At 73.1% G+C, this 12,437-nt stretch carries 12 protein-coding genes; 9 read left to right on the top strand and 3 right to left on the bottom strand.

Translation table 11 applies throughout. The annotated features are described in order from the left end of the window. Positions 1 to 25: 25 nt before the first annotated feature. The 8 genes from OHA30_RS12975 to OHA30_RS12940 all read left to right on the top strand — a co-directional run bounded on the left by OHA30_RS12975 (position 26) and on the right by OHA30_RS12940 (position 7,822). Positions 26 to 271, top strand: a complete 246-nt coding sequence (locus OHA30_RS12975) for a Flp family type IVb pilin (protein ID WP_328913983.1) — start codon at positions 26 to 28, stop codon at positions 269 to 271. Between the two features lie 20 nt (positions 272 to 291). Further along, positions 292 to 762 (top strand): TadE/TadG family type IV pilus assembly protein, encoded by a 471-nt coding sequence (locus OHA30_RS12970; RefSeq protein ID WP_328913982.1) that lies wholly within the window; start codon positions 292 to 294, stop codon positions 760 to 762. Positions 763 to 769: 7 nt separating this feature from the next. Continuing rightward, positions 770 to 1,318 carry a TadE/TadG family type IV pilus assembly protein gene (locus OHA30_RS12965; protein ID WP_328913981.1) on the top strand — a complete coding sequence of 183 codons (549 nt, stop codon included), beginning with the start codon at positions 770 to 772 and terminating at the stop codon, positions 1,316 to 1,318. After that, positions 1,315 to 1,800: a Tad domain-containing protein gene (locus OHA30_RS12960; protein ID WP_328913980.1), complete on the top strand. Its 486-nt coding sequence runs from the start codon at positions 1,315 to 1,317 to the stop codon at positions 1,798 to 1,800. The genes OHA30_RS12965 and OHA30_RS12960 overlap by 4 nt, the downstream gene beginning before the upstream one ends. A 103-nt stretch (positions 1,801 to 1,903) precedes the next feature. Beyond that, entirely contained in the window at positions 1,904 to 4,882 is a 2,979-nt protein-coding gene (locus OHA30_RS12955) for a LysM peptidoglycan-binding domain-containing protein (protein WP_328913979.1), read from the top strand. Positions 4,883 to 5,130: 248 nt separating this feature from the next. Next, on the top strand, positions 5,131 to 5,406 hold the full coding sequence (locus tag OHA30_RS12950; RefSeq protein WP_328913978.1) for a hypothetical protein: 276 nt from the start codon (positions 5,131 to 5,133) through the stop codon (positions 5,404 to 5,406). Continuing rightward, the gene (locus OHA30_RS12945; RefSeq protein WP_328913977.1) at positions 5,403 to 6,794 is read left to right on the top strand and encodes a hypothetical protein; all 1,392 of its coding nucleotides are present in this window, start codon (positions 5,403 to 5,405) and stop codon (positions 6,792 to 6,794) included. The genes OHA30_RS12950 and OHA30_RS12945 overlap by 4 nt, the downstream gene beginning before the upstream one ends. Before the next feature lie 404 nt (positions 6,795 to 7,198). Further along, positions 7,199 to 7,822 (top strand): hypothetical protein, encoded by a 624-nt coding sequence (locus tag OHA30_RS12940; RefSeq protein WP_328913976.1) that lies wholly within the window; start codon positions 7,199 to 7,201, stop codon positions 7,820 to 7,822. A 12-nt stretch (positions 7,823 to 7,834) separates the two neighbouring features. Here the strand turns inward: OHA30_RS12940 and OHA30_RS12935 are convergent, their stop codons facing one another. After that, complete coding sequence (locus OHA30_RS12935) at positions 7,835 to 8,464, bottom strand: CGNR zinc finger domain-containing protein (protein ID WP_328913975.1); 630 nt, start codon at positions 8,462 to 8,464, stop codon at positions 7,835 to 7,837. Between the two features lie 88 nt (positions 8,465 to 8,552). On the opposite strand from OHA30_RS12935, the gene OHA30_RS12930 reads away from it, so the two are divergent. After that, on the top strand, positions 8,553 to 9,863 hold the full coding sequence (locus tag OHA30_RS12930) for an MFS transporter (RefSeq protein ID WP_328913974.1): 1,311 nt from the start codon (positions 8,553 to 8,555) through the stop codon (positions 9,861 to 9,863). Here the strand turns inward: OHA30_RS12930 and OHA30_RS12925 are convergent. Together OHA30_RS12925 and OHA30_RS12920 are read right to left on the bottom strand one after the other, a co-directional pair. Then, on the bottom strand, positions 9,841 to 11,502 hold the full coding sequence (locus OHA30_RS12925) for a transporter (protein ID WP_328913973.1): 1,662 nt from the start codon (positions 11,500 to 11,502) through the stop codon (positions 9,841 to 9,843). The two genes, OHA30_RS12930 and OHA30_RS12925, sit on opposite strands and share 23 nt — an antisense overlap. Next, the gene (locus OHA30_RS12920) at positions 11,499 to 12,380 is read right to left on the bottom strand and encodes an ABC transporter ATP-binding protein (protein WP_328913972.1); all 882 of its coding nucleotides are present in this window, start codon (positions 12,378 to 12,380) and stop codon (positions 11,499 to 11,501) included. Before OHA30_RS12920 ends, OHA30_RS12925 begins: the two co-directional genes overlap by 4 nt. Between the last annotated feature and the right edge of the window lie 57 nt (positions 12,381 to 12,437).

Genomic DNA, 12,437 nt, shown 5'->3' with positions numbered 1-12,437 from the left:
ATCCAGTCTCGAAAGGACTTGGACCATGAACCGTCCGAATGTCTTCCGCAGGGCGACCGACCGTGTCGCCTCGTTCGTCAGGGACCGCGTCGAGTGGACCAGGGGTGAGGCCCGCAGCAGGGGCGCCTCCGCGGTCGAGTGGGTCATCATCTCGGCGATCGTGGCCGCGCTCGTCGCCGGGATCGGTGTCGTCATCAGCAACGCGCTCGACAGCAAGACGGACACCGTCAAGAACTGCATCCAGAACGCCTCGAAGACCACCGACTGCTGAGGAGACCGGAACCCACGGGGATGAGGACAGACCACGCGCTGCGCCGCGCCCTGCGCCGCCGGCTGGACGCGGCCCACGGCGACAGCGGCGTGGGCCGTCGTGCGACGGACGACCGCGGGATGACCGCGATCGAGTTCGTCTTTCTCACGCCGCTGTTCTTCGGGGTCATCTTCGCCACGGTCCAGTTCGCGATGTACTACTTCGCGGACCATGTCGCCCAGGCCGCCGCGCGCGCCGGGGCGCGTGAGGCCCGGGAGCAGGCGGAGCAGAGCGACGACTGGGCGGCGAAGGCGACGATCAAGGCCAACGGCTACATCGCGCAGCTCGGCGGCAATCTGCTCACCGACCCGGTCGTCCAGCCGCGGCGCACCGGGAACACGGTGAGCGTACGGGTCACCGGCGGTGTGCCGTCGATCATCCCCGGGTTCGACCTCACGGTGGACGAAGTGTCGCGGGGGCCGGTCGAGCGCTTCGTACCGGACGGGGAGTGAGCCCGCGATGATCATCGCAACGGCGGTCGCGCGCCTGAGACGTATGAGCGCGGCGGACACGGACACGGACACGGGCACCGGTACTCGTCACGGCTCCGGCTCCGGCTCCGGCGCCCGTACCGGCACGGGCAGCGGCTTCCGGTTCGGCGTCAACTCCCGTGACCAGGGCATCTCCACGATCGAGGTGGTGATCCTCGCCCCCGTGATGATCCTCTTCATCCTCGTCCTGGTCGCCTTCGGGCAGATGGTGGACGCCCGCGGCTCGCTCGACGCCGCCGCCCGCGACGCGGCGCGGGCCGGCTCGCTGCGGGGCAGTCTGGCCGACGCGCAGCGGCAGGCGATGAGCACGGCGAGGCAGGATCTCCACGGCATCTGCCTCGACCACACGATTCGGATGACCACCGAGGGCACCAGCTGGACACCGGAGCAAGGGATCTTCGCCGTCCAGATCACCTGCCGGGTACGGGGGCTCAAAGCGGTCGGGCTCGGTATCCAGAGCACGATGAAGGGCGAGTTCTCCTCCCCCCTGGACCCGTATCGGAGGCTGACCGGATGACCCGCCTCGCGCCGCGCCCGGCTCCGGCGCGGCCGCACGGCGCTCGTGGGGAGGCGCGCCTCGACCGGGGCTCAGGCGCCATCGGCATCGTGATCTTCGCGCTGCTCTTCATGGCGCTCGCCGCCTTCGTCGTGGACGGCGGTATGGCGATCTCCAAGCGCGAGCGCGCCGCCGACCTGGCCGAACAGGCCGCCCGTTACGCCGCCCAGGACATCGACGTCGAAGCCCTGCGCAACGCGACCGAAGCCACCAGGACCGCGCCCATCAACTACGAGAACTGCACCGACGACATCCGGCACTTCCTCGCCACGACCGGCCTCGACCAGGCGGACGTGGAAGCCTCGGAGTGCCACGACTCGACGGCCGAGCAGGTCAATGTCACTGTCCAGCTCACCTACCAGCCGATGATGACCGGCTTCTTCTTCGACGGGGACCTGCTGGCGAAGGGCACCGCCTCCGCCTCGTCCATCAGCGGCAACTGACCCCGGCCCCGAAGACCGCCCACTTCCACCGCACCGAAGGCCACAGCACCAAAGGCCACGCACCGAAGGCCACAGCAGACCACCGAAGGCAGAGGAAGCAGCCATGGCACGTACGAGCGCCACGGGACGTCACCCCGCGCAGCAAGGTCGAGCGGCAGCCCGTCCGCCGCGCAGGCGGCGTACGTTCGGCGATTTCGTCCGTGCGCTCGGCGCGTTTCTGGCGCTGGCCGTGCTGGTGGTGGCCGTACCGGCCGCGCTGCTGTACTTCATCGGGTCGCCGTTCCCGCACCACCTCGACTCCGAGCTGCTGCGGCAGCCGATCACCAGTGAGACGTTCGTCAACACGCTGGCCGTCGTGGTCTGGCTGGCGTGGGCGCAGTTCACGGCGTGCGTGCTGGTGGAGGCCAAGGCGGCGGTGTCCGGCGTCGGAATGCCGAGCCGGGTGCCGGGTTCGGGCCCCAGCCAGCTGCTGGCCCGTCAGCTGGTCGCCGCGCTGCTGCTGGTCGGCGTGAGCACCGCGGGCCTGGTGCCGGGGCTCGCCCAACTCGGACAGCACCAGCAGGTGGAGAGCCAGGCGCGTCCCGGCGTGGCCGTGACCGCCCAGCAGACGCCCGGTCAGCAGTACCAGGCGCGGGCGGCTAGCGTGGCCGTACCGCAGCAGCAGGGCGGGGAGCACGGCGCCGCGGCCGCGCAGCCGCTCGGACCCGTCGCCCACCAGGACACGAAGTTCTACCGGATCCAGCCGCCCGAGGGCCGGCACCACGACTCGCTGTGGGAGATAGCGCAACGGCACCTCGGCGACGGCCGCCGCTACAAGGAGATCTACCAGCTCAACAAGGACCGGGTGCAGCCCGACGGCTCGCGGCTGTCGCAGGCCAGTCTCATCCGGCCCGGCTGGGTGATGGAGATGCCCGCCGACGCCCACGGCGGCGACCTGGTCGAGATGCCGGTCGCGGCCCCGCACACCGCGCCCGACGTGCAGCGGTACGCGGAGCACGGCGGCGCCAAGGACACCGTGGCGGAGGGCGCGCACGCGGCGTCGCAGAGCGCGGTGACCACCGAGCAGGGTGGCGGAGCGGGCGGCTCGGGAGGAGGGGACAGTGCTCATCGGACCACCACGAGTCCGGTCGAACAGCCGCCCGCCGCCCACGAGTCCCAGGGCCCCTCCGGCGCCGCCGTCTTCTCCGCGCCCTCCGCCGGGCTCGGTTTCGGGCTGTCGGAGGCGCTGATCGGAGCCCCGCTGCTGGCCGCCGGCCTGCTCGCCGCGCTCGGCCGCCGACGCCGTACGGCCCTGTGGCAGTCCGTCACCGCGGGCGGCCTGCGCACCCCGCGCACCCCCAACGGCCCGCAGGCCGATGTCGCCGACGCGCTGCGGGTGGGCGCGGAGCCGGAGACCGTCGCGTTCCTCGACCGCGCGCTGCGCTCGCTGTCCGCCCGGCTGGACGGCGAGGGCCGCAAGCTCCCGACCGTCTACGCCGCCTGGCTCACCGGTGACGCGCTGCATCTCCAGCTCGCCTGGCCGGAGGGCCAGCCGCCCGCGCCCTGGCAGCTCGGCCAGGACCAGACGTTCTGGCGGCTGGACCGCACCGACCTCGGTGAGGACGACGACGTGGCGGCGGCGGCCCCGTACCCGGGTCTGGTCGCGCTCGGCACGCTCGACGGCGCCCGGCTGCTGCTCAACCTCGAAGCGGTGCCCGGCATCGTCTCGCTCGCCGGGGCCCGCGCCGACCGTGAGGCCGTACTCGCCTCCGTCGCCGCCGAACTGGCGACCAACGGATGGTCGGACCGTATGACCGTCACCCTGGTCGGCTTCGCCGAGGACCTCACCGCCCTCGCGCCCGCCCGGGTACGGCACCTGGCCGATGTGCCCACGGTCATCGAGATCATGGCGGCGGAGACCGCGCAGCGCGCCGGGGCCCTGCGGACGGCCGGACAGGACAGCGTCCTCACCGGCCGTACCGGGCGCGCCCAGCACACCCAGTGGGCCCCGCACCTGGTCCTGCTCGCCGCGGAACCCACCGAGGCGGAGGCCGAACGCCTCGCCGAACTCGCCGCGGACGCGGGCCGGCTCGGCATCGGCTACCTCGTGGGCTCCGACCGCGCCGATCTGCCGGGCTCCGCCTGGGAGCTGGAGGTCACCCCGGCGGGACGGCTGCTCGCGCCGCTGCTCGGCCTCGACCTGGAGGCACAGTTGCTGCCCGAGGCCCAGTACCGGTCCGTCCTGCGGCTGTTCGCGGAGGCAGGCGGCGAGGACGGCCCCGGCGCGGACACGCCGCCCTTCCTGGTCGACCTCACCGACCAGGGCCGACCCGGGGTGTACGCGCGGCTGCTCGGCCCGTTCGAGGTCGTCGGCGTCGAGGCGCCCGCGGCCGAGCGCAGCCAACTGCTGCACGAGGCCCTGGCCCTGCTGCTTCTGCACCGCGAAGGCGTGCACCCGCGGGTGCTGGCGTCCGCGCTGTGGCCGCGAGGCGTGACCGAGGAGGTCCGCGACGCGCTGGTCGAACGGCTCCGCGACTGGCTCGGCACCGACCCGGGCGGCGCCGCGCGGCTGTCCTTCGACGACACCGGGCGGATCGTGCTGGCCACGTCGGTCGTCTCCGACTGGGACGTCCTCCAGACGCTGCACCACGAGGCGACGGAGGGACGGGCCGCGTCGGACCCCGTAGCGCGGCGGCGGCTGCTCAGCGACGCGCTGTCGCTGGCCCGCGGGCGGCTGTTCGAGGACCGGGCGCCCGGCCGTTACGGCTGGCTCAGCCACGAGATCGTGGACGCACAGCACCCGGTGCTGGTGGCGGAGATCGCCCTGGCGCTGTCCGGACTGCACCTGGACGCGGCGAAGCCGAAGGCGGCCGTCGCCGCGGTGGAGACGGGCCTGATCGTGTCGCCCCAGGACGAACGGCTCTGGCTCGAACTCCTGCGGGCCGCGCACGCCACGGGCGACCCCGCGCGGCTCGAAGCGGCGGCGCGGTCCCTGATCGCCCGCGGCGACGCCGTGAACGGCCCGGCGCGCGGCCTGCCGCCGAGGGTCGAAGCGCTGCTGGACGAGCTGCTGCCCGCGTGGCGGGGGAGCGTCGCCAACTGAGACCAGCGGCTGCCAACTCGGGTCCGGGACCGTCGGCTGAATCCTGAGGCCGTCAACCTGGGTCCGTGCCCGGCTGCTGAAACCTGAGGCCGTCAACCTGGGTCCGTGCGCGGCTGCTGAAACCTGAGGCGGCCGAGGACTACCCGATCGGTTGGCATATGCCGCTGTACCCGTAACCGCGGTGTGCACCCGGTCCGTTGTCAGGTCGTGCACAGCGACAACGGACCACGGCGGGCGGGGGCGCGCGGATGACGGACCTCAAGGTGACGGACCAGGTGCTCGCGGAATGCGAGCGGCGGCTGAGCGCGCTGCGGGCCGAGTTCACCGGGATCTCGGCCCACCGCGACGACCTGCGGCACGTGTGGGGATCGGCCGACGTGGCGGGCGCGATGGCCGCGTTCGTCGACAACTGGGCCTGGTACCGCAAGAAGCTGCTGTCGGGCATCGAGTCGGTCGGCGGCCTGGTGACGTCGGCCCGGGAGACCTTCCGGGAGACCGAGCGGCAGTTGGTGACGCGCGGTTGAGCGGGGCGTACGCCGGAGCGGCCGAGCGGCGGCGCCCCCGCGACTGGCACCCGCTCGCCGCCACCGACCCCGTACCCGGCGACCCCGACGCGATCCTCGCCGAGGTCGACCGCATGAAGCACCTCGCGGCCGTACTCAGGAGCGAGGCGAGGGACCTCCGGGCCATCGGCGAGGGCCAGGGCCTCAAGGGCCGTTACGCCGACGCGCTCGGCGAGGGCGCGCGCGGGCTGGAGACGCGGCTGCGGGAGACCGCCGAGCGGTACGAACGGGTGCACGGCCACCTCACCGGGTGGGCGTTCGAGCTGGAAAGCCTCCAGGCGGACGCCGCTCGTGTGCTGCGCAGGGCGCGCGAGGAGCGGGCGGGAGAGGGTCGGCCGGGCGGGGACCGGCCGGGTGAGGTCCGGCCCGGTGGGGACTGGCCCGGCGGGGATTGGTCGGGCGGGGATTGGTCGGGCGGGGACGACGAGTTGACCGTACGGCACCGGGCGTCCCTGGCCAGGGTCGAGGCCCAGCGCGACGAACGCGCCGCGCACTACGCCGCCCGGATCCGCGACGAGATCGACGACACGATCAAGGACAGCTGGTGGGAGCGGCGGAAGAACGCCGTGGACGGCTGCAAGGCCCTGATCTCCCTCGTCGTGGACGTGATGAGCTGGGCGGCGACCTGCATCGCCGTCGCCGCGATCCTCATGACCCCGGCGGGCTGGGTCGCCGGGCTGGCCGTCTGGCTCGCGTTCGGCGCGCTCACGGGACACGTGTTGCTCGCCGTCGCGGGCACCGGCTCCTGGGCGGACGTCGCCCTGGACGTCTTCGGGCTCCTGGCGATGGGCGTCGGCACGTTCGCGCTGCGCGGACTGCGGGACGTACGCGACGCCACGCGGCTCGCGGCCGGGGCGGCCGCGCGTGAGCGGGCGACCGCGGACGCGGCCCGGGCGACGCGGCCGGTACGCGACCGGGCGTCGGCCGTCGTCAACCGCCGCGGCTCCTCGCGGGCGGCGCGGGCCAGGGCCCGCCACGAGCGGAACATCGCCCGCGCGGCGAACCTCCGCGCGGGCCACGAGGCGGCGGCCGAGGAGGCCGCGATGCCCACGCCGGAAGCGTCCCGCTGGGAGGCGGCGGCGGTGGGCGGCGACCAGGAAACGGTGAACCTCTTCAAGGACGTCCGGCGCATGCGGACTTCGTACCCGGGCAGCACGGCGGTGTCGCGCGCGAGCGAGGGGGCGGAGCGGCACAAGGCCGTCTTCCAGGGGGCGTGGGCCGCGGCGTCGGGCGTGGACGCTTGGGACAAGGGCGCCGGAGGCAGTGATGTGTTCCCCGGCAAGTGGAGCTACGGCTCCTACGGGCACTTCAAGGCCCGCTATACGAAGGAGGTCGGTTCGACGTGGTGAAGGTTCCTGGGACGGAGTTCCGTGTCTTCCCGTGATCTGACCGATGACCCTTTGCTCGCGCGCGGCGAGAAACTCATTCGTTGGGGCGCATCCGTCCCCATGCTTGGCCTCTGCGTAATCGCCCTCACGGCACGGCTGTTGGACCCCGATAGAGCGGTGTTCGCCAGCGCGATGTTCTGTCTCTCAGCAGTCGGCCAGGGTCTCACCTGGCGTGGCCTGAATTGCGTGCGCCACCGCTCCGGGTGGGACTCGGGGGTTCTCTTCCCCGTCTGGGTCGGAGGCATTCTGGGCGCGATGGCCGTCCTCTCCACGGGAGTGGTGACCGTCGTCCCCATTCCCCTCGTCGCCCCCCTCGTCGCCACCTTCGCGCGGTGGCGGCTGCGGCGGGTGGGGAAGGCGACGCCGTGAGGGCGGGCGCGCCGCCGACCGGGTACACCGTCCTGCTCCCGCCGGGATGGGTGCGGATCCCGCTCCGGCACGGCACCGGGGAAGCCCTGGACGAGAAGGTGTTCCGGGGGATCGAGGCGATCCCCTCCGACGTCCCCCGGGACCAGGCCGTGGCCTACCGCCTGCACGTACGGCGCAAGGTCGAACGCCTCGCCGCCGAGGCGCGTAAGGCCGGCGGCCTCGATCTGTACGTACCCGTGCGGACCCGTCCGCCGACGCTGATGGCCGCTTCCTTCCTCGTCACGGAGATCAACCGCCCCGAGGGCGCCGATCCGACGCCCGAGGCCGTACTCGCGCAGCTCGCCGCCGACCGCCGCAGGGGCGAGCCCGGCGAAGTGCGCGGGATCGCGGAGACGCTGGCCGTGCGGTGGGAGTACGTGGAACCGCCCGGCGCGGGCGGCGCCGACCCCGATACGTACGCGCGGCACGTCGACTACGTACTGCCCGTGCCGGGGGACGTCGGCCGCTGGCTGGCCGTCAGCTTCTCGACCGCCGGGGACGGAGATCCGGACGGTGAGTTCGCCCGCGCGCTGACGGAACTCTTCGACGCCCTGATGACGACCTTCCGCTGGAATTCCTGAGCCCCCGCCGGCTCATCCGCGCGCCCGCAGCCCCGCCTTCTTGGCGCGGTTGCCGCATGTGTCCATGGAGCACCAGCGGCGGGTTCCCGGGCGGGACTGGTCGAGGAAGAGCGCCCCGCAGGTGGGGGAGGCGCAGTGGTGGACCCGCGCGAGCAGAGCGGGAGAGGTGACGAGGTCGAGGGCGTCACGGGCGATGAGCGCGAGCGTGGCGGTGATCGGATCGGCTGACTGCCATACGAGTTCACCGGACGGTGTGAGTCGCGGGGTGGGTACGGCCGCCGCGGCCGCGTCGTTGAGCCTGCGGCGGGCCTCGGCGCCGACCGCGCAGGGGCCTTCGGGGCCGAGCGCGGCCAGCACCGACACGTACACCGCCTCCCGCAGTGCCCGCGCGTCCCGCAACTGCTCGGCGCCGGGCAGCCTTTCCGCCCCCGGCCTCCCAGCGGGCCCACCGGCTGCGGGCCCCGCCGTCGTGAGCGCGTCGTAGCAGGGGCCGCACTGACGTACCCAGGCCGCGAGCGCCTCCGGATCGGTCAGCCGTTCCGTGACCTCGGGGGTGCCGCGATGCCGCACCGTACGCAGGAAGTCCAGGCACAGCCGTCCCGAGCCCTGGCGGAATCGGCCGGGAGCGGCGCTGTCGTTCATACGTCCACCCTACTGGCGGAACCGGTTTAACTGGTACCTTGTGCGAACCGGTTTAACCGGTTCATCAGTCGATCCCAGCGAGGTACCGATGCCCCAGCCCGCCGACCTCGCCGACTCGTGGGACACCCCGGGCGAGGTCCCCGGTACGACATCCGCCACCGGGTCCGGCGCCGGGGCGGCCACCGGGTCCGGCGCCGGGGCCGCCCGGCTGCCCGACGCGGGTCCGCCGCGCCGCCTCATCGTGCTGCTGGCCATATCCTGCGGCCTGACGGTCGCCAACCTCTACTACGCCCAGCCCCTGCTCAGCGAGCTGCGCCACTCCTTCACCATCACCTCGGTCGTCGCGGGCAGCCTGGTCACTGCCACCCAACTCGGCTACGCCCTCGGGCTGTTCCTGATAGTCCCGCTGGGCGACGTGACCGAGAAGCGCCGGCTCGCCACCGTGCTGCTCTCCCTGACGATCGGCGCCCTCGTCATCTCGGGTGTCGCCCCGGACTTCCCGGTCCTGCTGATCGCCTCGCTCGTCGTCGGTACGACGGTGGTCGTCACCCAGATCCTGGTGCCGTTCGCCGCTGACCTCGCGCCGGACGAGAGCCGCGGCCGGGTGGTCGGACAGGTGATGAGCGGTCTGCTCACCGGCATCCTGCTGTCCCGCACCTTCGGCAGCCTGGTCGCGGGCGCGACCAGCTGGCGGGTCGTCTACCTCGCCTCCGCCGGGCTGATGACCGTGCTGACCCTGGTGCTGCGCTCGGCGCTGCCGCGGCGCGAGCCCGGCGGGAAGGCCGCCGGGCTGTCGTACGGTGAGCTGCTGCGGTCGACCGCGCGCATGCTCAAGATCCATCCGCCGCTGCGCCGCAGGGCGCTGTACCAGGCGGCGATGTTCGGCGCGTTCTCTGTCTTCTGGACGACGATCTCCTTCATCCTTACGGGCCCTCCCTTCCACTACGCCCAGTGGCAGGTGGGGCTCTTCGCGCTCGCGGGGGCCGGGGGAGCGCTGGTGGCGCCGTTCGCCGGGCGCTGGGCGGACCGCGGCCTGGTCCGGCCGATGACCGCCGTCGCCTTCGTCGCCGCCGCGCTGGCCTTCGGGATCGCCGGTGTGGGCAGGCACAGCGTCGTGGCGCTCGGCGCGGCGGCCATCGTGCTGGACATGGCCACGCAGATCACCCTCGTCCTCGGCCAGCAGGTGGTCTACCAGCTCGACGGCCGGGCCAGGGCCCGGCTGAACAGCGCCTTCATGGGCACCTTCTTCATCGGCGGCGCGATCGGCTCCCAGGCGGGCTCGTACGCCTACCACGCGGGCGGCTGGACCGCGGTGGTCGGCTTCGGGGCCGCACTGCCCGTACTCGCCCTGCTGGCGTGGTGCACCGAACCCGGGCTCACCCCTTGGCGACGGCGGTGAGTATCTCCGGAAGGCGGGCGAGCAGCCGGGGAGCGGTGAACCGCAGTCCCGCCGCCGCGAGCGTGAAGCCGTAGACCACGCCGATCGGCAGCACGATCCACAGCAGCGCGTGATGGCCGGTGAGGTGCAGGGCGACGGTCAGCCCCAGCACCGGCAGGCACAGCGCGGTGCCGGCCAGCGTGCCGCCGAAGACGTTGAACATCACCAGACCGCTGTTCCCGGGCGCCGCGTTCCCGAACGGGCTGTCGCCCTGCACCGCGTACGGGAAACGGACGCTCGCGTAGCCGCCGGTGCCGATCAGCGCGCCGAGGAACGCGAGGGCCAGGCCCAGCGTCTCGGCCAGGGCGGAGGTACGGCCCAGCAGCAGCGCGGTGGCCGTGGTGACGACGGCGACGTACGGCACCGCGACCGTGGCCAGCGTCAGCGCCCGGCCGCGCAGCTCCAGCTCCGCGTCCCGCCGGGTGGCGATGGTCGCGCTGATGGTCCAGAACGCCGAGTTGTCCATGCCGAACTGGTTGTACATCTGCATGCCGAGCAGGCCCGCCGCCCACAGGCACTGGTAGACCGAGCCGTGCTGGACCACCGCGACCAGCGGCAGCAGCAGGCCCACCGCGAGCCCGGTCGCCCAGGACGCCCGCAGCCTGGGGTCGCGGCCCACGTAACGGAACTGGCGCTCCATCACCGTGGCCGTCCGCCCGGCGACCAGCCACTTGGGCAGTATTCGGGCCGCAAGCGGCCGGCCCGTCCCGCCCTTGCGCTCCACGCGGTCGGGCGCCGTCTGGATCGTGGACGAGTCCGGCGACAGCATCAGCCGGAAGAGGCTGTGGTACCACCAGCGCAGGATCAGGGCCAGCACGGCGACGCTGAGCGCCAGTTGCGCGGCGGCCAGGCCGTACGCGCCGCGCGAGGTGGACCAGACGGCGTCCACGGCGGGCGCCGGCGGTATCCAGCGCAGCACCGAGGAGACCGAGGTGACCCGGTGCAGGCCACGGTCGGAGGTCAGGGAACTGAGCCCCAGGTTGACCAGTTGGGCGCCGACCGCCACGAACAGGCCGCTGAGCAGCGCGAGATCGCGGCCTTTGCGGCTGGTGAGCAGCCGGGTGTTGGCGGCGGCCACCGCCCGGGACAGCGTCACACAGGTCAGCAGGAAAAGGGCGACCGAGAAGACCGCGACGACCGCCGCCGCGCCGCCGTGCGCCACCGCGACCACGGCGCCGGCCGACACCAGCAGTGTGAACAGCGGGCCGACACCGACCAGCGAGGACACCAGCAGCGCGACGACCAGCGGGCGCGGGCGCAGCGGCAGCATGGCGAGCCGGGTCGGGTCGAGGGTGTCGTCGCCGCCGAAGAAGAACAGCGGCATCACCGCCCAGCCCAGGCCCAGCACAACGGCCACGGTGATGGCGGCGGCGGACGCGTAGTCGTTGCCGCGCAGCACGATCATGCCCGCGCCCTGGCCGAGGGCGTACAGCATCGCGAAGGCGACGCCGATCGACCAGCTGACCGCGCGGCCCGTGGACCGGCTCAGCCCGTTGCGCATCACGGCGACCTTGAGCCGGACGAAGGTCGGGATCACCGACGCGGCCCGGCCCTGGACGGGGTCGGGCGGCGGCGCGGTCAGGGGACCCGCGGTGGTCATCGCGCGCCCCCGCCCAGCCAGTCGAGATCCTGTCCGGCGTTTCGGTCCGCTCCCACCAGCGACAGGAAGGCGTCCTGCAGCGTGGGCGCGTTCCCCCGTACGTCGGCGAGCGGGCCGTGCGCGACGATCCGGCCCGCGGCCATCACCGCGACCCAGTCGCACAGGCTCTCCACCAGCTCCATCACGTGCGAGGAGAACACCACGGTGCCGCCCGAGCCCGTGTAGTGCTCCAGCACACCGCGGATGACCTGCGCGGACACCGGGTCGACGCCCTCGAAGGGCTCGTCGAGGAAGAGGACTTCCGGGTTGTGCAGCAGCGCGGCGGCCAGACCGATCTTCTTGCGCATACCGGTGGAGTAGTCGACGACCAGCTTGTGCTGGGAGGCGGCCAGATCGAGCACGTCGAGCAGCTGCGTGGCGCGCTTGTCGACCTCCTCGGCCGGCAGACCGCGCAACCGGCCGGTGAAGGTGAGCAGTTCGCGGCCGGACAGGCGCTCGAACAGCCGCAGCCCTTCCGGCAGCACACCGATCCGGGACTTCACGCCCACCGGGTCGGACCACACGTCGTGGCCGACGATCTGCACCACGCCGTCGTCCGGCCGCAGCAGCCCGGTCACCATGGACAAGGTGGTGGTCTTCCCGGCGCCATTGGGCCCGACCAGGCCGATGAAACGCCCCGACGGCAGCTCCAGGTCGATCCCCGCGACGGCCACCTGGTCGCCGAACCGCTTCACCAGTCGGCGCACGCGCACCGCGGGCACGGGTCCGCTCTGCCCGGCGGGCTCGGGCGTGCCGAAGTACGGCTCCAGCTTCCGCCCGGACCGCTCGCGGACGCTCTCCCGCCCGCTCTCCCGTGCTGAGTCCTTCGACTTCCCCATCGTGCGGCACCTCCCCGGTCGTGCCCAGCCGTGGTCCGCCGCAGGTCGGCGCGGCGG

It is taken from the genome of Streptomyces sp. NBC_00223 (assembly GCF_036199905.1).
In the GTDB taxonomy this organism is placed as follows: domain Bacteria; phylum Actinomycetota; class Actinomycetes; order Streptomycetales; family Streptomycetaceae; genus Actinacidiphila.
This window is presented reverse-complemented; position numbering and strand designations above follow the sequence as displayed.

What these genes read in the sequence shown, in the direction of transcription:
- OHA30_RS12975 (WP_328913983.1), top strand. Translation starts at nt 26, where the DNA reads ATGAACCGTCCGAATGTCTTCCGCAGGGCGACCGACCGTGTCGCCTCG.
- OHA30_RS12970 (WP_328913982.1), top strand. Translation starts at nt 292, where the DNA reads ATGAGGACAGACCACGCGCTGCGCCGCGCCCTGCGCCGCCGGCTGGAC.
- OHA30_RS12965 (WP_328913981.1), top strand. Translation starts at nt 770, where the DNA reads ATGATCATCGCAACGGCGGTCGCGCGCCTGAGACGTATGAGCGCGGCG.
- OHA30_RS12960 (WP_328913980.1), top strand. Translation starts at nt 1,315, where the DNA reads ATGACCCGCCTCGCGCCGCGCCCGGCTCCGGCGCGGCCGCACGGCGCT.
- OHA30_RS12955 (WP_328913979.1), top strand. Translation starts at nt 1,904, where the DNA reads ATGGCACGTACGAGCGCCACGGGACGTCACCCCGCGCAGCAAGGTCGA.
- OHA30_RS12950 (WP_328913978.1), top strand. Translation starts at nt 5,131, where the DNA reads ATGACGGACCTCAAGGTGACGGACCAGGTGCTCGCGGAATGCGAGCGG.
- OHA30_RS12935 (WP_328913975.1), bottom strand. Translation starts at nt 8,464, where the DNA reads ATGAACGACAGCGCCGCTCCCGGCCGATTCCGCCAGGGCTCGGGACGG.
- OHA30_RS12930 (WP_328913974.1), top strand. Translation starts at nt 8,553, where the DNA reads ATGCCCCAGCCCGCCGACCTCGCCGACTCGTGGGACACCCCGGGCGAG.
- OHA30_RS12925 (WP_328913973.1), bottom strand. Translation starts at nt 11,502, where the DNA reads ATGACCACCGCGGGTCCCCTGACCGCGCCGCCGCCCGACCCCGTCCAG.
- OHA30_RS12920 (WP_328913972.1), bottom strand. Translation starts at nt 12,380, where the DNA reads ATGGGGAAGTCGAAGGACTCAGCACGGGAGAGCGGGCGGGAGAGCGTC.